This window comes from Neorhodopirellula pilleata (assembly GCF_007859915.1).
Lineage (GTDB): Bacteria > Planctomycetota > Planctomycetia > Pirellulales > Pirellulaceae > Rhodopirellula > Rhodopirellula pilleata.
Map to the genome: position 1 here is coordinate 657,304 of NZ_SJPM01000002.1, position 20,074 is coordinate 677,377.

Genomic DNA, 20,074 nt, shown 5'->3' on the forward strand with positions numbered 1-20,074 from the left:
TTGCGAATCTGATGAAACACGCCTCTTTATTCCTGATCTGCCTTTGGTGGGCTGATTCACTAAATGCCACGGCGGAACAGCCCGCACAGCAAGTCGCCGACGTTCCAAACCTTGTGGCCTTCTGGACGTTTGGTGATGCGGAAGGGGAGCCCAAACGATCGCTGGTGAATCCAGCACTCGAGCTTCTGGAACAGAACGGCCCCATCAAAGCTCTCGATGGCGGCCCATTCGGCAGTGCCATCAAGATCAATCAAGGACAATGGCTGTCGATCCCGCGAGAGAAGATCGGTCCGCTGAACATCCATGGCCCCGACGCGCAGGTCACCGTGGTGGCCTGGATCTACCGCAATCAAACGAGTCATTGGCAGGCTATCGCAGGCGTATGGGACGAGACTCGCAATCGTCGACAGTATTGCCTCTTCCTCAATGCCGCTAAGCAAACAGACTTTAGGACGATGACACGGACGCCTTCGAAAGACCGGTTTCAAGGGCACGTATCATCCATCGGCGGCCGAACTCCAGACGAAGAGGCCTGCATTACGTATGCGACGTCCGGACAGACGGTCCCGTTGGGCGAGTGGCAATCGCTCGCAATGACCTACGATGGCGAGGAAGTCCGACTGTATCTCAACGGAAGTCTGAGTCAGGCCGAAGGGATGAACCCTTTCCCCTATCGGCAAGGTTTGTTCGATGGACAAGATGACGGTGCGGACTTTACCGTCGGTTCGGTGAATGTCGCGGGCAAACCCGGCAATTTCCTCGGTGCGACGCTGGGCGGTATCGCGATCTTCGACCGGGCATTGACCGCGGGCGAGATCGCCTCTCTTCCGAAGTAGCAAGCTAAGCGTCGATGATAGTTGGCATCTTTTGTCTTTGTTTGTTTTTCAGGAATGCGTGAGAATACAGTCATCGCGGATGGAAGCAGCGAAAGAGATCATCTACCTCAGCACGGTCACTGGTCCGGTGAGAAAATGCTTCGCATCACGCAGCCATATTCTACGAACTCCTTTGATCGGTTCGTGGACCATGCGGTAACACCAGCATGAGAATCCCGACGACCAACAAAATGAATGAGCCGCCGCCGATAATGTAGATTCTCTTAAGCGCCGCCTGTGCGAGATCTGCGGGTTTAGCAGGCTTGACGCCCGGATCCCGCGTGTCAAAGAGTTCGGGGCCTACGATTTCCAATAGCGGCATTGAGTCGGGAGATGGTGGCAATTCTGATGTGGCTGCACTATTCAACTCACGCCAAGCCATGACCGCGAAAACTGTCAACGCTAGACCAAGCAAACCAGCGCATATTCCGAGAACTTTTAGAAGCATTGTTGTTTCCTGTTTGGTAACAGATCGAACACGCCGCACGGTTGCACCGGATCAATGCCGAAGAGTGCTACCCAGTTGCGGCTTCGCCGCATTGAGGATTTTAAGTTTGTAGCAACTCGTTGATCACGCGTCCATCACTTCGAAACATCGGGCGACCGATGGGGGTTTGGTACTCGTGGCTCGGTTCAAGCCCCAAGGCGGTGTGGATGGTTGCGTGTAGATCCGCGATCGTTAGCGAATCGGCGACGTGTCCTTCAGCTTTGTCCGCTTTCAAATCACTGGACGTGGCGCCGTGGACATAGCCGCGTCGGAAACGTCCGCCGGCAAGCAGCGTACTGAAACCGTGTGGCCAATGGTCTCGGCCTGACGCCGGGTTAATCGACGGCGTCCGACCGAATTCACCGCCACATACGACGAGCGTGGAATCGAGCAAACCGCGGTCTTCCAGTCTCGCCAATAGCGCCGCCAGTGCGGGATCAAGCCGAGCGGTCGCTGACGCTTGCAGGCCGTGATTGTTCACATGAGAGTCCCAACCGGTCAGCGTCACTTCCACGCAACGTACACCGACTTCGATCAAACGGGCCGCCGCCAAACACCCACGTCCGAACGGGTCGTCGCCGAACGACTCCAGAGCGGAAGCGGACTCGTTGGTCACATCAAACGCGGAAAGCTGATCGCTGGACATCATCCGGCGGGCGGCCTGCGTGCTCGCTTGGTGCAACGTTCGGTTGGATTGCAGATCGACGAGTCGTCGCCGCGCGAACTGCGGTTCCAAGATCGACTGCAGGTCCTCCAGCCGTTTGGCCAAGCGATCGTCATCGACACGGGCTTTCACGTCCGGCACGGGGGACTCGGGGTCGCCGGTGCGAAAGGCGTCAAAGCGAGCCCCCAAAAATCCGCCCCGCCCCGGTGCACCGCCTGGCAAAATCGATATGTGTCGTGGGATGTCTGCACCGGCCTCGTCGGCTTGGCACAACACCGCGCCGATCGACGGGTGGACCAAGGTCGGGTCGGGTCGGTAGCCCGTTTTGATGTTGTAGATCGCCCGTTCGTGATCGCCTTCTTTGCCGACAACGCTTCGCACCAAAGTCGCTAAGTGCATCTTCTCGGCCGTTGCGGGAAGCAAATCGGAAATCTGTAAATCGGGGACACTGGTGGCGATCGCTTGAGTTTCGCCACCGACTTTGGTTCCGGGTTTCGGGTCGAACGTCTCGAGTTGACTGGGGCCACCTTCGAGCCACAACAAAATCACGCTCACAGGCGGTGCTTTCGGATCGGCCGACTTTTCGGCCGCTAACGTCAATTGCCGGGCCAGGCCGGAGAGCATCAAGCCGCCTCCCGCACCAAGCAAACGGCGACGCGAGAAGTGGGTAAATGGATCGCAAACGCGGGGGGACGTGTAGTTCATGACTAATGGTTCCAAGCAAATTCGCTACTGTTGACCAACACCCAAACGAGGTCTTCGATCGCGTGTTCTCGTTTTCCGTCGACGATCCGTTTGACGAAATGGTCGACTTCGGCCGAAGTGGGAAAGCGATTCAGATTCGCCAAATACAACGATTCGACCACCTTGCGATTGTCGGTCGCGAACATGCCGACGTGGGCCGATGTATTGAGGACGGGATTGTAGTCGGCGACGTCTCGGGTCAGTTTCCCGTTGAGCATCACGAGTCGCTGAGTGATCGTGACGGTTTCGTTCTTAAACTCATCTTCGCCGAGGTCGCCGTAGCGTTTCAAGAAATCATTCGTTTCGCCGAATCGTTGCAGTTGCAAGATAAACGACGAGTCACGATCGACCGTCTTGACTCGTGCGGCTTGGGTGAGCGTTCCAGCGACTTGCTCGGCCCGCAAACGCACGACGGGGAATGCGGCCATTGCCCTTTCGTGCAACGCGGTGATTTCAAAGTCCGCACGACTATCGACGCGAAAGGCGGGGCTGTCGGTAATCAGCCGGATCAATTCTCGTAGATCGTATCCGCTCTCGATGAATGCCCGAGACAACGAGATGATGATTGGACTGGGTTTTTGATCCAACGGCAGATCGTCGACGCCTTCGCTATCGCCCGGCGGTTGCCCAAACAACAACGTCCAAACTCGCGTGACGGCGGCGCGGGCGAATTGCGTGTTCTCGGGATGTGTCATCCATTTTGCTAGTCGCCGACGGGCGTCTTTGTCGTATTCTTTCTCCGGTAATAGGTCAGCCCGAAAGGGCACGTTGGGTTGAACGTCCTGCTCTTCGTCGGCGTGCAAGTATTGATACTCGTATTTGGCCGGCTTGTCGCGGAGGCCTTGCAAACCTTCCGTATCGGCAGCGGTGAAGAAAGCCGCCAATTGATGAAAGTCCTGCTGTTGGCCTTCGCGAAATTCTCCCGCAGGGGACGCCGTTTCGATATCCGCCATCCATACCGGGTCGCCCATCGAGACGTTGCCGAGAAAATCGTTGTGGCATTGCAAGCAGTCGATTCGGACACCCAAGAACGCACGACTCACCCGCGCGGCCATGCGAACCGGGTCGGGACTTCCGTTGCCGCTGTCAAAGGTGACGGTATAGAAATTGACTTCCGGCCGATCGGTGAACAAGCCTTCGGCGGTGATCAGACGGCGGGCCAACTCGTCGTAGCGAAGGTTCTCGGCGATCCGGTCAGACAACCAGGTTCGAAACCGACGACGACGGTACACCAAGAAAGGGCCGTCGTCGGCACCAACAAGAAACCGCGTGTAGCGTTCACCCCAATAATCATGAAACCGTGAATCATTGAGCAAGTTTTGCCGATGTCGCTCGATGCGTTGTTCTTCGGCAATCGCTTGAAGCTCACGAATCTCCTCGAGTGATAGGCCCGAACCGACCATCGACAGTGACAACCGGCGACAAACCGTCAACCAGTCCGCATCGGGGGCTGGTGAAATCGCCAGCGATTGAAGTTGGTTCTGCCAGTCTTCTCGAATGATGTCGTTCCATAATTCGCGGTCGTAATCGGGGACGAGCGAGTCGATCGCGTTGTGCCGTGTCGCCGAGGCATTTCGCACGTCCACGGCGGGGGCCGCCACATCGTTGCCGACCGTGGTCAACGCAGCGGCTTGGCTGGTGTCCGCATTCTTCAGTTGCTCCGTGCTCATTCCTGCGGTCAAAAAGGCGAATGTCGAGAACACCATGAACAACAGTAGACTGATCCGACCGAATCGGATGAGCCATCGCCGAGCGTTCGAATCGTGTGCAAACATGAGGCAGTTTGGGAACGGAGTGAGGTTGCTTGGGTGTCGATTCGCTGCCGGATCATTTATCTTGGCAACCGAGTGAACATTATTTGAGCAGAAAAAACGTGTCGATACAAAGAAACGATTTTGCTTTCACCCGCCGTCTCCCCTTCTTGAATCCGACTGAACATCGTGACATCCCCCTCGAGTGACTATTTTTTTGACGTCTACAATCGTGACGACATCGCGTACGGGATGGAGCCGTCGGCGGCATTGGAAGAGTTTTTGAAACAAGCGGCGCGCCCGAGCGGCAAGGCGGTCGATTTGGGCGCCGGTGCCGGGCGAGATTCGATCGCGCTGGCGTTGGCAGGGTACGACGTCACGTCGGTCGATCTCAGTGATCGAGGGTTGGCTCGGATCGCCGAGCGGGCTGTCCAATACAGGGTTTCTGACCGGGTGAAAACTCAACTGTGCGACGTTCGCGAGTTCGAGTTTCCTCGCGAATCACTCGATGCGGTGATCGCGACGACGGTTTTGGACCACATCCCCGCTGCCGACGCGGAAACCGTTTGGCAACGCATGTGCGATAGCCTGACCGATTGCGGCATGCTTTACGTTCAGGTTCACACGACCGCGGATCCCGGTTGCGACCAATTGCCGGGACGGGACCGGGACGTCCCGGTTAGCGAAACGGCCGATGCGGTGATCAACTATTTCAGTCCCAATCAATTGGCCGCTTGGGCGGTCGCGGCGAAATCGCGATTGAGGATTTTGCGTTACGAAGAACGATTGGAATGGGACTACACGCACGGCAGCGAACACCAACACGGAAAAGCGGTGTTGTTGGCGGTCCGACAAGGCTACCATCCCGATTGGTTCGGCCAACCTGCCGTGTTCCCTCGCAGGAATTCAGCCGAATCGTAGGCTGGGTGAAGGAGGGTTTTGACGACGAGCACCCGCCGGAGCGGCTATCATAGGTGAACCAAGTTCAAGGACCCTTTCAATGAAACGCAAAACACGGCAAACCAACTCGACGGCGATCGTTTTGGCTTGTTTGGTGACCGCCGGCTTCAACTCGCTTCTGATTGCACCGATCAACGCCGAGCAGCCGGTCACTGGCCATTCCGAAGTTGCCCCTCACCTAGAGTCTGTCACGGAGGGTGAAAAGTTATTCGCCCTGCATGTCCAGCCTCTCTTTGCAGAACGATGCTTGGCGTGCCACGGGGCGGACCCGGACGAGATCGAAGGCGGACTTGATTTGCGAAGCCGAGACCGATTGCTCGCCGGCGGTGACGCATTCGAAAGTGACGTGTTGATCGAAGGTGAGGGCGAGCACAGCATGCTGTTCGTGACCGTCACTCGGCAAGAATCCGGATACGAGATGCCGCCCAAGGAAGCCGATCGGCTCACCGAAGAACAGCAATGGTGGATCCGAGATTGGATCAACGCAGGTGCCCCTTGGCCGAACGAAGAACGCGTTAAACAGATTCAACAGGCCTACGCACAAGGCGAGCAGGTGCTCGTCTCGCGGGCGCTTTCGGATGACTGGCAAAACCGCCGCTATGAATCGGAAAAGCTGTGGGCCTATCGCCCGATCGAATCTGTCGAGGTTCCACCGGAAAAACATCCGATCGATTGGTTCATCGATCAACAACTCGAACGTGTCGGTCTCGCGGTCGCTCCGGCAGCTTCAGCGCAGACGTTGGTGCGCCGGTTGTCGTACGGCTTGACGGGATTGCCACCGACCCCCGATCAGGTCGAACGGTTCACAAACAATTTTGCGAACGATCCGCAAGCAACCATCGCAGAGTTCTCGCGTCATTGGATGTCCACGCCGCAATATGGCGAACACTTCGGTTGGCGATGGCTCGATGTCGCCCGATATGCCGATACGGCTGGTTTTGCCAACGATTACGCTCGTCCCAACGCGTGGCGTTACCGTGACTACGTCGTTCGTGCGTTCAACGACGACAAACCGTACAACGACTTCGTCCGGGAACAAATCGCCGGCGACGAGATCGATCCCGACAACGTTGAAAACTTGATCGCGACCGGCTTCGTGCGAATGGGACCGTGGGAACAAACCGGGATGAGCGTATTCAAAGAAACTCGCGGGCAATGGCTCGACGACGTGACCGACACGGTCGGCCAAGCGTTCTTGGCGCACTCGATGCTGTGTTGCAAATGTCACGACCACAAATTCGATCCGATCCCGACCCGTGATTACTACCGAATGATGGCGGTGTTCTCGACGACTCAATTCGCCGAACGCGATGCCAGCTTTTTAGATCGTGAAAACTGCGGCGGGTTTGAACGCAGTGACGCTTGGATCGAAGCGAAAGTTGCCGCGTACGAAAAAGAGAAGAAAGCACTCGAGGACAAAGTCGAACGTCTGAAGAAACAGGAATCGGGCGAGGCGAAGGTCGGTGACAACGGGCTCGATCCCGGCGACGAAGCCTCGTTGGCGCGGATATCCAAGAACATCGTTCGTCATCGCATCGAACTCGACCGCGTCCGACCATTGGCGTTGTCCGTCTATACCGGGGCCACGATCCTTCGAAAGAATGTGCAAGGTCGGCTCGACATGCCCGCCAACCCTTGGGGCAAGGGCGAGATCGAAAACGACGTCATTCACACCGGAGGTGACGTTTACGCGGTCGGTGATGCCGTCGAACCGGGCGCACTCAGCGCGGCCGAATCGGTCGGGCAAATGTCGGCGATCGAATTCCCCATCGGCAAAGGCAAGCGTCGCTTGGCGCTGGCCGATTGGATCGTGGATCCGTCCAATCCGTTGACGTCCCGGGTGATCGTGAATCGCGTTTGGTCCTGGCATTTTGGTAAAGGCATCGCGGCGAACCCGAATAACTTCGGCGGCACCGGCGGATTGCCGACCCATCGAGAACTGCTCGACTACCTTGCCGCATGGTTCATGGACAACGGTTGGTCGATCAAGAAACTCAATGAATTGATCGTGACCTCCGACGCATTCGCGCGATCGAGTCGCCATCCCGATCCTGATTCCCTTGCCGAGAAAGACCCGTTAGGCGAACTCTATGCGACCTTTCTCCCGCGACGTCTAACCGCCGAAGAATTGCGTGACTCGATGCTGTTTGTCAGTGGCGAGTTAAACGACGAAGTCGGCGGAATCCCGTGCCGGCCCGACTTGAATTTAGAAGTGGCGTTTCAACCACGTCAGATCATGGGCGGCACCGCATCGGTCTATGAGCCGGATCCGACGCCCCGCGATCGCAATCGTCGCACGCTGTACGCCGAACGGATCCGCGGGATGCGCGACCCGTTCATGGAAGCGTTCAATCAACCGGGACCGGATAAGTCTTGCGAAATGCGTGAAACGTCGATCGTTGCTCCTCAAGCCCTGACGCTGATTAACTCCCAAGAGGTCCTTGATCGGGCGGTCGCGTTTGCAGATCGAATCGTGCGAGAAGAATATCCCGATGATGAAGCCGCCATCACGCGTGCATTTGAGTTGGCGTTTTCCCGAACGCCGACGCCCGAGGAGCTAACCGCATGCGTCGATCATTGGAGACGAGCGGTCTCGCAAGAAAAGAAAAGCACCCACGAAGCGAAAATCTACCGAGACAAGATCGAGCGGACCGTGATGGCTGAAAAGACCGGCAAGCCGTACACGTTTGTCGAGGAGATGCCCGCCTACACAACTTACCAGCCGGACTTGACGCTCGATCAAGTCGACGCCCGCACCCGAGGTCTCGCCCATGTCCTACTCGTGCTTTTAAATACCAACGAATTTTGTTACGTGGATTAGACAACCATGACACGCTGGCCTGGACTTTCACAATTTCAACTTACCGATCAAGTCGCCATAGTCACCGGCGGGTCCAAGGGACTTGGTGAAGCGATGGCGGCCGGCTTGGCTTCGGCCGGTGCCAATCTCGTATTGGTCAGTCGCAATGAAGCCGAGGCCCGATCGGCCGCATCGGTGATCGCCGACGAATACCCCATCCGTGCGATCGGGTTGGAGGCCGACGTTTCGTCCGAAGACGATGTGCGGCGCATGGTCGAGCACACCCGATCCGAGTTCGGTCGCGTGGATATCTTGATCAACAATGCGGGGATCAATATCCGTGGTCCGATCGATCAGATATCGTTCGACGAATTTCGCCAGGTTCAAAGCATCAACGTCGACGCGATGTGGCTGTGTTGCAAATACGTCGTTCCGGTGATGAAGGAACGCGGCTACGGTCGCATCATCAACATGGCCAGCACACTGGGATTGGTCGGCTTGGCCAATCGCACGCCGTACGCGACAAGCAAAGGCGCGGTCGTGAACTTGACCCGAGCTCTTGGATTAGAGCTTGCACCGGAAAAAATCACCGTCAACGCGATTTGCCCCGGTCCATTCTTAACGCCGATGAACGTCCCGATCGCGGAGACCGAGGAAGCGAAACAGTTTATCGTCGGAGCGACGGCACTACAACGATGGGGTGAGATGAACGAGATCCAAGGTGCGGCAATTTTTCTGGCCAGCCCCGCGTCGAGTTACATGACCGGCAGCCTCGTCACCGTTGACGGAGGCTGGACCGCACGATGAACGGGAAAGCCGAACCCGATCGAAAGGGACGCATCCCAGGTTGGGGCCTCGGCGTCTTATTCAGTCTAGCACTGGCATTGGAAACCCATGCACAGGTGTTCGTTGTGACTACCGATGATGCTCGGTTCATGGACGGAACGACGGTTGTCGCCGACATTCCGCGAGAGCAAGAGTTGTTCGCTTTAGAAGTCCAAGACGATTGGCTACTGGCGGTTGAACCGAAATCCCAAACCCGGTATTGGATTTCACGGTCGAAGACCAAGCCGAAAACGCATTCCAAGGATCAGATCGCCGAGGAAGCCCGTTTGTGGGAACAGGTCACCGAGATCGAACGGATCGTCAATTCGGGCACGGCAACTACGCAGCAACTTCAAGACGCCTTGGCGTGTGCCGACGGACTGAGGCGTTTATGGAACGACCGACATCCGCACGCTGCCATCGCATTGGACTATGCCGGGATCGTCGCCGCCAACGCGGGCGCGTACGCTCAAGCCAAAACAATACTCGACGATGCCTTGAGCGTTCACCAAAAACTATACGGTAAGAATGCTCCCGAGACCGCCGAGGTGTTGTTGGATCTTGCTAATTTGTCGATCGAACGACGCGAACTGAAAGAGGCCATCCAGTACGCTCGGCAAGCCTGGGACATCAATCGCGAGGCTTTCGGCAGCGATCATCCCGACGCCATCGACACGACAATTCCCGTTGCCTCTGCGATGGAGATGATTCAAGAACACGAAGACGCATTGAATATCTACCAAACCGCTTTCCGGGTTTATGTCAAGAGTTACGGCCCCACTCATCTTCAAACCCTCAAGACGAACGCGAAGATCGCGCAACAACTCGTTGCCTTGGGGCGTGCCGACGAAGCCATTCCGATCTACGAATCTGCTGTGTCTGGACTGGAGGAACATCACCCCGCACAATCCAAAACGATCGCCCTACAGCGATTGCGATTGACGTCTGCAAAACTAAATGTGAAAGACCCGGTGTCGATGGAGGCGTTCGGGCTCGCCATCGCCGAGCTTGAAAAGCGATTCCCAGACTTGGCACCGTTCATCCGCGGCGAACAACGAAAGTTGCTCGCCAACCACCTGCAAACGGGTCAAACGGCAGACGCGTTCGGCATGGTCGACAGTCGTTTGCGTCAATTGCGCCAAACGCTTCGTAAAGAATTATGGGGAATGAACGCCCAAGAGCAACGCGAGTATCTTGCCCAGACGGACCGATACACGTTTTATTCTTCCATATCGCTCGCTATCGATTTCGCAACTTTGCCAGACGTGTTGGCGATGTCGGCGGAGTGGTTGATCAACGGAAAAGGGCTTGTTGAAGAAGCCCAATCGGTTCAAGGTGGTGCGTCGCTCGATCTTGCCAAGCGGGAAGCGTGGGCGGCGCAGCCTTGGATCGACCTGAACGATATCCGCGACGCGATTCCAGATAACGGTGTGTATGTCGATATCCTCTCGTATCTCGACTTCGAGTTTGACGAGACGGCCACGCCTTCGGCGACCGAGCAACGTTATGCGGCGTGGATCGTGACCAAAACCGGAGATGTCCGGTTCATCGATCTTGGCCCCGCCGACGCGATCGACCAAGCGGTGGTAGATGTTCGTCGGGCGATGGATGCATCGGTCCAACACATTCCCGAACTGGGAGACCAGGCCGCCTACGAAAAGCTAAAGCCGGCATTGATTGCCGCGAGCCGATTGATTTGGCATCCGATCCGCGAGGCTTGCGGCAACAACACAGAACTAATTTTGTCGCCGGATCAGAACCTTTGGCTGTTGCCGTGGTCGGCTCTCTTAAGTCCAGACGGGCAGACGTTTGTGGCCGAGACTCACGTGGTCCAGCTTCAACTCAGCGGCCGGGAACTCGTTCGTCAAGGATCCATCGTTTCAGCCAATCCGGCCGTGATCTTTGCCGACCCCATTTTCGACGCCGCCGTAGCATCTTCGAATTCGGAATCATCACGATCGGGGAACGAAGCGGAAACGTCCCCGACCGAACTCATCCGACTACCTTCGGTCGAACGTTTGACGTTCTCGGCAACGGAAGCTGGTTTGATCTCACCGGCGATTTCTCGCTTGACCGGCCGTGATCCGGAAACCTGGTTACAGGAGTCTGCACGAGAGTCCACTTTCAAACAGCTCGCCAGCCCGTCGGTGCTTGTCGTTAGCACGCATGGCTTTACACTCGACGAGGCACTCGCCTCACGCCTCGAGATTTCATTGGGAGAGGATCGCAACCCCTTGGTCAGTTGCGGGTTGATGATGGCGGGTGCGAACGGACATCGTTCGATCACGAGTCTCAGCGACGATGGTGTGTTGACCGGGCTGGAGATCGCGCGAACGGATTTATCCGGGACCCGGTTGGCGGTGTTGAGCGCCTGTCAAACGGGGTTGGGCGAGTTAGAGGCGACCGGCGGGGTCGTCGGTTTGCGTCGAGCGTTCCATCTTGCCGGAGCACGTTCGGTCGTGTCGTCGCTTTGGGAGATTCCCGACCGAGACACGATGGTCTTGATGCAGGGCTTTTTCGAAGCGCTCGCGGATTCTCATGAGATTGCCGCTTCGTTGCAGAAAGCTCAGCAACGTCACATCGAAGCCCGACGAAAACGCTTCGGGGTCGCGCATCCTTTATTTTGGGCGGCGTTCGTGATGACGGGCCAGTCGCGATTTGACGTCAACAGTCCGAATGGTAACCCGTAGCGTTACGGCGTGTTGATTGAGTGCACGTTTGGGCGTTTTCGTTTAACGGCAAGCCGCAGGCGCCTGCGTTTTCAAGCTCTGTCGCCTGCGGCTTGCCGTTAAACGATTCAATCAACAGCCCGTCTCGCGTCGGGCTATTATCAATTGCCAAAAAACAACGAATGCGGCGATAACTGAGGTGCTTAACGCTGCGGGTTACCATTTTCGGTTCCGTCTAATACGGATGGCGATCTGGGCGTCTAGACGGTCGCTGTGGATTCGTGTTTTTGTTCGGCGATCGATCGAAAGCGGTCGGTCCATCGCAGGCGGGTCCACAGGTTCGGGCGAACAAGATTGCGATCATCGGGCGCGATGTGATGACGTTTGCCGCGGGCGGTTCGCATCACGAGCGTGCCGTCGTCGAGAATCTCATCGACGACCCAAAACTTGTCGACGACATATGCGTATGTCTCGCCTTTCGTGTTCGCCTTGACACGCAACGCCCGGCGTCCGGGGTGAGTGCTGCGTTTGCTCTTACGATAGATAGCCCAATCGCCGACGCGCCATTGCTGCACGAACGATCCCAGTCCCTGGGTCCATAACGGTTCCAAAGAGGGGCGGAGCGTATTGAGGATCGTTTGGTAAGACATGTCAGTTTCCTATTCCTATCGGACCAGATTTCCCATCGGGCCACGGCAAAAGGATGCATTTGTGCGGCCAACCATCTCGCCCGTTCGGGGAGGTTGCCGTCACCACACTCTTCAATACTAGCATCGAAACCGCCGAAATCACCATCAAATTTCACCTAAATTACGTGATCGATACCGATTTCATCGGTTCTTCACGCGATGTTGTTTTGCTCTAGTTGGTTTCCCAGCGGATCGCGAGTAGGCGAGCAAGTATCAGTAATGCAAACGCTGTGCCTAGCAAGACGCTCAATTGCGGCCCCAGTTCGCTCGGTGGTAACTCGCGCCAGAACACTTTGTCGTAACCATCGAGTGCCCAGGCGTTGAACGTCCATAGTCCTACGTCGCGGAGCGATTCGCTCATGACGTAGCGAGGCACCATCGATCCTCCCAGAGCACTCATCGTTAAGACGGCGACCACCGATAGCCCGTTAAGTTGGCCGCGGGTTCGGCACAACGTCGCCAGAAATAATCCGAATGATGCGGCCGCCGCGGCGGTGGTGACGGTCATCATCACGAAGCCGTCGAAATGCCCCATCAAATCCAAACCAAATGCAATCTGTGCCCACACAAACATGACGGTGACTTGGACGCAACCGAGCAGAGTCAAATAGAACCACTTTCCTAGCAGCAGTTGGTCCATCGACATTTGAGTTGCTAGCAAACGTTCGAGCGTGTGGCTCTCGCGTTCTTCCAACAATACGCCTCCACCGCTGGTCGCTCCGAATAACAAGAACATGACCGCGATGCCGGCGGCGTAGACGCTAACCAAGGGATTCGATTTGCCTTGTCCGATCACGTTGACGACGTCAATCTTCGGCGGTCGAAATCCCTCCGACGCGGTGCTGGGAGACGACGATGGGGTTGCGGGAGCGGAGGATGCGGGTGACGTAGGCGTGTCGGCATCGTCCGAATCGTCCGTGATCGCAGGTTTCTGGGCGACGTTTTCGACGAACTTGGCGAAGTCAGGATCGATGCCAGTGGTTGGTCGATTTGGCGAGTCCAGTGGATTGGCTGCTGACGAAAGGTGTGTCATCATCGCTCGCGTGACCAAAGCCGTGACGACCTGCGCGGCGACTTGATCGGAAGCGTCATTGAGCAATTCGGCCGATAGGTCGCCCTCGTTTTCGTGGATGACAACGGCGATCGTGGCAGTTCCCCGGCGGACCATCGTCTCGGCGGTTGGTCGGTCGACCGTGAGCGCGTCTTCGTTACCGCGAACAATCCGCAGTCCCTCGTTTTGGCTGAGCGCGTCGAGCACGGGTCGACAAGTTCCATCGACCAAGACGACCTTTACCCGAGGCGTCGAACCGACCCCGCGGGTGAAGATCAAGGCGAAGATCGTGAAGAAAGCGATCGGCACGATGAACGTCAATAACCATTCGACACGGTTGTGACGCAGTCGACGCAAATGGATTTCGATCACTTTCCAGACCATCGGTCATCCATCCCGCAGTGCGTGGCCGGTCAAGTGCAGGAACACATGATGCAAAGACGGATTCTGGACATCGACGTCCGTGACACCGTACCCGGCACTGCGCAGGGCGTCGATCAACCGAGGCAATTCCGCAGCCACATCTTGAATCTTGGCCGCGATGGTCGATTCCCCGGGATGAACGATGAGGTTCAATCCCGTCATCGCGAGCGTTTCATTGCCAGAGCCTCTCAGGACTTGATCCAAACGAATCGTGACCGTCCGATCAACACCGATGGTTTGTTTGATGAGTTCGTCGAAGGTTCCGGTGGCGACGACGCGACCATGATCGACGATCACAATCCGGTCGCACTGCGTTTCGGCTTCGTCGAGGTGATGGGTCGTCAATAGGATCGACGTTCCGCGGACGCTCAGTTCATCGAGCATCGAAAAAATCCGCTGGCGACTTTGCGGATCGACGCCCACGCTCGGTTCATCGAGTAGCAGAATCTCGGGATCGTGCAAAACGCCACACGCCAAGTTAATGCGCCGCTTCATCCCGCCGGAAAACGTGTTGACCAAATGGTCGGCTCGGTCCTCGAGTCCGGTCCACGTCAGTGCCCACTGAATCTTATGACGCAGAATCTTACCGGTCAGGCCGTGAAAGCGGCCGAACGCGGATAGGTTTTCACGCGTCGTCAGGTCGCCATACAATGCGATTTCTTGTGGCACCAATCCGAGAGTTTCGCGGACATGGCGATGATGAGCGGGTTGTCCCATCAGCTCGATCCGGCCGGAGTCCGGTCGCGTTCGGCCGGACAAGCACCGGATCATGGTTGTCTTACCGGCCCCGTTGGGCCCCAAATACGCCAGCCGTTCGCCGGGAAATAAACGAAAAGAGATTCCGTCCAAGGCGGTGTGCGAGTTCGAACCGCGACCGAAACTTTTTTTCAGTTCCGTCACGGTGATGGCGTCCGGGGGCGACGAAATCAAAGCATGCCTCGAAACGAGCGTTCACGAACGGGGGTGGTCGAAGTTACGTTTTAACGATAGTACTTCAACGACAACGATGACGGAAACGCCAAACTCCCTCGATTCAACCCCTTGGGGCTCATGCAATTCGAAACTAATTCACTCCAGCCAACCGACGACGTCCCCGACGGAGGGGAATGGCACGCCGTTCGTCAGCTTGCCGCAGACGATGCGTCCGAGTCGGCTGATCTTGCATTCGAGGCGTTAATCGGCGAGCGTGTCGTGGCTGTCTTTCGCCACGCCGGCCACTGGTACGCGATCGACGCCATGTGCGCCCATCAGGGCGGGCCGCTCGCCCAGGGATCCGTCCGGGACGGATGTGTGACCTGTCCTTGGCACGGGTGGCAGTACGACCTGGCCACCGGCATCCAAACGATCAACCGGCAGCCGTTGCAGCAAACTTACCCAATCCGCCAAAACGAAGATCGTGTCGAGGTGTTCGTTTGAACGACGTGCCTGAAAAACTGCCGATATTATCGGCGACCGAATCATGCGGATGCCCAGACATCGATCCAAAAGCGGCCCTCCGGGTAGCCGTCTTTACGCTTTCAGATACGCGAACATTGGCCGACGACCGCAGCGGGGACCGCGTGGTCGAGTTGTTCGAAAATGAGGGCCATCACGTTGTGATTCGCGAAATCTTGACCGATGATGCCGAACCCTTGATTGCTCGTATCCGCGCCGTTTGTCAGACGCCTGGTCTTGACGCGATCGTCACGACCGGCGGCACCGGGATCGCGCCTCGAGACTTGGCGATCGACGCGATCGAAAGTTTATTGGAAGTAAGCTTGCCTGGTTTTGGCGAGTATTTCCGCTCGCTGTCGATTGCCGAAATCGGTCCCAAGGCGATGCTCAGTCGTGCGACGGCCGGTCGCATCGGTCGGACGGTTATCTTTGCCTTGCCGGGCTCGACCGGCGCGGTGACGACAGGCATGACACACTGCGTCTTACCGATCATTCGACATGCCGTGTCCTTGGTACAACGAGCGAGTTAAGAGCCTATCCGAAAAGGGGTCTGACCCTTTGGAGGCAATATACCGTAGCTGGAATTCAGTGATTTCTGAATTCTTGCGAATCCAGCTACGACCCATGGAAGATTTTTTTCTGCCGCTCGCCTAAGGAGGCGACCGACCGTCCGGCCGAGGGGTGGGCGTGCATCTCGTTTTCGGAAAAGTTGCGGATCGGGTCGCTTTCGTTTGCGATCTTTGGGATAAAGAGGACGTCAAACGTTTGGCAGCGGAGCGGGACGCTTCGGCGTGTTTGACCTTGTCTCGGTATGATTGGAATTTGGCGTGGATCGGGTTCGTTCTGTTTTATTGTGGGCTGCCGCTCTCATCTTGGTCATTTTGCCGATGCTGTTGGCGGTTGATTTCGGTGGCATCTACCACTGGAGTCAATACGTCGCCGCGATCGGTGTGCTTGTTGCGGCGGTACTCGCCGTCGCCGGGCTGACCGATTCAACGGCGTCGTCGGGATTGATGCAGCACCGCTTGCTGATCCCACTTGGATTGCTCGTCGGTTGGGCGTGGTTTCAGTCGATCTCGATGCCGGCGGGATTGGTTTCTTGGATAAGCCCGGGGTCTCATGAGGCCTACACGCGTTGGCTGGAACCGTTCTTGGACGCGTCTGAAGTGGATGCGGAAATGTCCGTTTCGGTGTCGCCCGGCGATACGGCCCATGTCGCAGCGTTATTAACGATCTTGCTACCACTTTGCTGGGCCGGATCGATCGTCTTCCACGGTCGCAACCGTTTGAAAATGCTGCTCAGTGCGATCGCCATTGCCGGGGCAAGCGTTGCCATCTTAGGTTTTTATCGCAAGTTGGACCCGACGGCGGACTTGTGGATTTTCCGTCCCAAGGCGACGTCGTTTGCGGGGTTTGTCAATCGCAACAACGCAGCACTGATGTTGAACCTGGGGCTTGCGGCAAGTTTAGGGTTGCTGTCGTGGCGGATGATGGCGCTTCATCAAATCGAGTTGGACGATCCCGATTTTGAGTTCAATGATTTGGTCGCGTTGATTTCCGATCGAGAGTCGCTGACCGGATTGTTGTCGGGAACGTGTTGTTCGGCCGGACTGTTGATCAACGGTTCGCGGGGCGGCTTGGTCGCGGCCATTTTCGGCTTGGTACTCGCCTTCGGCTACGTTCGGCCGCGCCGGGGGTTGCTCAGTATTCCCGTTTTGTTTCTGGTCTTGGCCGCGTCGGTGGCAATCTTGGTCACGCCGATGCAACTCAACTTGGAATCGCTCCAGCGGATGGAATTGATCTCTGCGGAAGCGGACACTTTACAAAGCGACGGCCGACTGACTCACTGGCAGGACGGATGGAAAGCCGCGATGGCTTATTTGCCGGGCGGTTCAGGCGTTTCGACTTACGGATACGCATACTTACCCTACCAAGACGCCTCGGCGGGCGCGTGGTTCGAACACGCCGACAACTTGTGGTTGGAGATGTTCGTGGAAACCGGTGCGATTGGAGTTTTGGTCGCCGCAATGATGCTGGGGTTTCTGTTGATCTCAGTGAATCGTCTAGCGTTATCGGTTGATCCGCTCGATCAGGGGCTACGCGTGGCGTGCTGGTACATGATCGCAGCTGTCGTCGTATCACAATTTTTCGACTTCGGCTTGGCGATGCCGGCCAATCTATTCGCCGTCGTTTTGTTGTCGACAGCGGTGGTGTCGCGAGATTTTGCCAATGGTGGTGCTTCGGCGGTAATCCAAGATCACGGAGCGTTCGACACGCCCGAGCCGGAAAAGCCGCGTATTCGTTTGAAGGCGGAAACCAGAAACGGAGTTTCGTGGTCACTCGTCTCAACGGCGGCGGTGGCGATCGCCGCGTCGGTGGTGGGATGGTTGGTCATGCCACGTCTGCGCGACGACGCGATCGCTCAATCGATGTTGAATCGTCTACGCGACGAGTACACGCAATGGAGACTCAATCCGGATTCGCTTGAGAAAATGGAAGAAGTCTTGGTCGAGCAACTCTCGATCCGACCGACGCCCTATCTTTACGCACAGCTTGCGACGGTTCAAAAGGACCGGGGCCGCTTAATCGAGTCGTTAGAATGGAAGCCACGGACGACCGATGAATTGTCCAAGGTTTTCGCCCAGACGAGTTTGGTCAATCGCGAATTGCCGTATCCGCCCAAAGCCAACGTGCCGCGGCGTGGGAACCCGCCGAGTTACCGCCACTATCTCAATGCATGGCAAACCTGTTTGGCATCGCTGGCAGATTGTCCGCTGGCGCAGGCACCACGCGGAGATCTCTTGCGGCTCAAACCAATCGTCTTTCACGAGAGACCCGGCAGCGGAAACGAGTCTCTCGCGTTGGTACCGAATTCAGCGCAGTCACCTGAGACCATGGCCGATCACGCGGTAGAACATTTAACAACCTTCTACGGCGGGAATCCACAACGGCTGATGACGCTGGGAACTGAGTCGCTGCTGCGAGGTGATCTGACGCGAGCCGAGACGGCCTTTCGCAGAGCGTTGACGACGAATCCGAATTACGCGACCGAAGTGATGAATCGCCTGAAAGATTTCCCCGACGCGGACGTCGTCAATGCAATTCCGGAAACTTCCGAAGCGATGAAGCGGGCCGCCGCGAGCTATCTCTCGTGGCAAAATCCCGACCCTCGTTTCTTGCGTCGATGTTTGGAGATCATTCGCTGCCATGCGGGCGAGTCGATGTCCCAACGCTCCGCTTGCGAGGCGCTGCGGGGCAAGATTTACTTCTTTTTGGAATCGCCCGAAAAAGGAATCGAGGCCTACCTCAGCGCGATTCGGTTCGCCCCCGACCAAGCCAATTTCCGGCTCGAGTTGATCGACTATTTGCTCAGCCAAGGACGTACGGCCGAAGCGATGGCGCAAGCCAGGTTGGGTCGAACAAGTTTGCCCGACAACCCTCGCTTTCAAAAGGTGGTCGACCAAATCGCCGAATCAGATCGCAAACGACTGACCGAGTCGAGTGAACTGCCTCAGATCGATCCTGAACAAATCGAAGCGATCTTGAATCCGTGATTTTTGGGAAACTCATCGATTTGACTCGCGCCTCCGAGGTGGCCGTTGTCCGCATTCGAACGCACTGTCATCTATTGGCAAGCAATGAAGAAACCGTGAATTAAATGCGTGCTCGATAACACATCGTTTACTTCGACGTGGACAGGTCCTAATCTTGCTCATGAAGGGACCCCAATTTAGGTGGATCGTATACCTTACACCAATCCGAGCGTTCGGAGATGAGCCAGTCACAACGTAAGATCGTCGACTCGAATCAGCCCGTCGCGATGGTAGGGCCGGGATCGATTTCGGAACCGTTGATTTCTGAAACCGTTATTAGCGATCATGCGGGTCCGACGATGTCGGCACAAGAGGTCACTACTGACGTTAGCGGGCCCGGAATTGAGAGGAAGTCTTCCGCTGCCCCCACGACCGATTCCTTGGCCAAAGCCCCGCCGCCTCAACTCATTGTCGTTCGTTGGAACGAAGGACAGCCGTTTGATGTGATCGCGCTGCGCGATCGACTCAAACGGGCAATCGATGTCCCCGGCCGCCGCGTGATCATTGACTTGCGAGCTGTCACAGGCACGCCACCGCTTCTATTCGAATTACTCTGGCACGTTAGTCTCTACGCCAAAGCGAAAAGCAAAGCCGTTGCGTTACGGGTCGAGGATCCTGAAATGCGCCGCCGACTGCAGGAAAATACAGCACCGGCGGCCGATGGCGATACACTCACCAAGTCGAAATTTGGAGCTTACTTCGGAACCGATGCGACTCCCGCCGGCGAATCAGCCGATGACGTTTTGCGATCCCATCGTTACTCGGTCGAAAGGGCAGGTTTGCACGACGAGGAATCCACCAAACCGTCTCGTTCCCAACTCAGGAAAAAAAACAAACCGAAACGGAAACGGACGCTACGAGACAATCTCATCTTTGGCGGCGTGCTTTTGACCGGTGCCTCAATCGTTGTGTTTCTTGAATACCGTTTGGTGTATCACGATTCGAATGATGCGGTCGCCGTTCCAGAGAAAAGTTTTGAATCCGACGATCAATCCAATTTGATCGCGAGGCAGGAGCAACAGATTGAACAGCTTGAAGCGGAACTGGAGCGGGTTCGTCGCGAACGGGATATCTTGAAGGAAGCATTGCGGATCACACGATCGCGTTGA

The 20,074-nt window shown here is 56.7% G+C and carries 14 protein-coding genes; 9 read left to right on the forward strand and 5 right to left on the reverse strand.

Annotated elements, in window-relative coordinates:
* Positions 1 to 11: 11 nt before the first annotated feature.
* Complete coding sequence (locus tag Pla100_RS07550) at positions 12 to 836, forward strand: LamG domain-containing protein (RefSeq protein ID WP_197167759.1); 825 nt, start codon at positions 12 to 14, stop codon at positions 834 to 836.
* Positions 837 to 1,423: 587 nt separating this feature from the next.
* Here the strand turns inward: Pla100_RS07550 and Pla100_RS07555 are convergent.
* Positions 1,424 to 2,731 (reverse strand): DUF1501 domain-containing protein, encoded by a 1,308-nt coding sequence (locus Pla100_RS07555; protein WP_146577051.1) that lies wholly within the window; start codon positions 2,729 to 2,731, stop codon positions 1,424 to 1,426.
* Between the two features lie 2 nt (positions 2,732 to 2,733).
* A complete protein-coding gene (locus tag Pla100_RS07560; protein WP_146577052.1) occupies positions 2,734 to 4,545 on the reverse strand; it encodes a DUF1549 domain-containing protein in 1,812 nt (603 codons plus the stop codon).
* A gap of 165 nt (positions 4,546 to 4,710) precedes the next feature.
* On the opposite strand from Pla100_RS07560, the gene Pla100_RS07565 reads away from it, so the two are divergent.
* From Pla100_RS07565 to Pla100_RS07580, 4 genes are all read left to right on the forward strand, one after another.
* Positions 4,711 to 5,442, forward strand: a complete 732-nt coding sequence (locus Pla100_RS07565) for a class I SAM-dependent methyltransferase (RefSeq protein ID WP_231602808.1) — start codon at positions 4,711 to 4,713, stop codon at positions 5,440 to 5,442.
* A gap of 79 nt (positions 5,443 to 5,521) precedes the next feature.
* Positions 5,522 to 8,302 carry a PSD1 and planctomycete cytochrome C domain-containing protein gene (locus tag Pla100_RS07570; RefSeq protein WP_146577054.1) on the forward strand — a complete coding sequence of 927 codons (2,781 nt, stop codon included), beginning with the start codon at positions 5,522 to 5,524 and terminating at the stop codon, positions 8,300 to 8,302.
* A gap of 6 nt (positions 8,303 to 8,308) precedes the next feature.
* Positions 8,309 to 9,088, forward strand: coding sequence for an SDR family NAD(P)-dependent oxidoreductase (locus tag Pla100_RS07575; protein ID WP_146577055.1), 780 nt, complete (start codon positions 8,309 to 8,311; stop codon positions 9,086 to 9,088).
* Positions 9,085 to 11,796: a CHAT domain-containing protein gene (locus Pla100_RS07580; protein WP_146577056.1), complete on the forward strand. Its 2,712-nt coding sequence runs from the start codon at positions 9,085 to 9,087 to the stop codon at positions 11,794 to 11,796. The genes Pla100_RS07575 and Pla100_RS07580 overlap by 4 nt, the downstream gene beginning before the upstream one ends.
* Positions 11,797 to 12,035: 239 nt before the next feature.
* On the opposite strand, the gene Pla100_RS07585 is transcribed toward Pla100_RS07580, so the two are convergent.
* The 3 genes from Pla100_RS07585 to Pla100_RS07595 form a co-directional block, all read right to left on the reverse strand.
* Complete coding sequence (locus Pla100_RS07585) at positions 12,036 to 12,425, reverse strand: hypothetical protein (protein WP_231602809.1); 390 nt, start codon at positions 12,423 to 12,425, stop codon at positions 12,036 to 12,038.
* A gap of 211 nt (positions 12,426 to 12,636) precedes the next feature.
* The gene (locus tag Pla100_RS07590) at positions 12,637 to 13,899 is read right to left on the reverse strand and encodes an ABC transporter permease (protein WP_146577057.1); all 1,263 of its coding nucleotides are present in this window, start codon (positions 13,897 to 13,899) and stop codon (positions 12,637 to 12,639) included.
* Between the two features lie 3 nt (positions 13,900 to 13,902).
* The gene (locus Pla100_RS07595) at positions 13,903 to 14,868 is read right to left on the reverse strand and encodes an ABC transporter ATP-binding protein (protein ID WP_146577058.1); all 966 of its coding nucleotides are present in this window, start codon (positions 14,866 to 14,868) and stop codon (positions 13,903 to 13,905) included.
* 120 nt (positions 14,869 to 14,988) lie between these two features.
* Between Pla100_RS07595 and Pla100_RS07600 the strand changes: the two genes are divergently transcribed.
* The 4 genes from Pla100_RS07600 (at position 14,989) to Pla100_RS07615 (ending at position 20,074) form a co-directional block, all read left to right on the forward strand.
* On the forward strand, positions 14,989 to 15,354 hold the full coding sequence (locus Pla100_RS07600; RefSeq protein WP_146577059.1) for a Rieske (2Fe-2S) protein: 366 nt from the start codon (positions 14,989 to 14,991) through the stop codon (positions 15,352 to 15,354).
* A gap of 5 nt (positions 15,355 to 15,359) precedes the next feature.
* Positions 15,360 to 15,902: a MogA/MoaB family molybdenum cofactor biosynthesis protein gene (locus Pla100_RS07605; RefSeq protein WP_231602810.1), complete on the forward strand. Its 543-nt coding sequence runs from the start codon at positions 15,360 to 15,362 to the stop codon at positions 15,900 to 15,902.
* Between the two features lie 297 nt (positions 15,903 to 16,199).
* Complete coding sequence (locus Pla100_RS07610; RefSeq protein WP_315853451.1) at positions 16,200 to 18,926, forward strand: O-antigen ligase family protein; 2,727 nt, start codon at positions 16,200 to 16,202, stop codon at positions 18,924 to 18,926.
* 218 nt (positions 18,927 to 19,144) lie between these two features.
* The gene (locus tag Pla100_RS07615; protein ID WP_146577061.1) at positions 19,145 to 20,074 is read left to right on the forward strand and encodes a hypothetical protein; all 930 of its coding nucleotides are present in this window, start codon (positions 19,145 to 19,147) and stop codon (positions 20,072 to 20,074) included.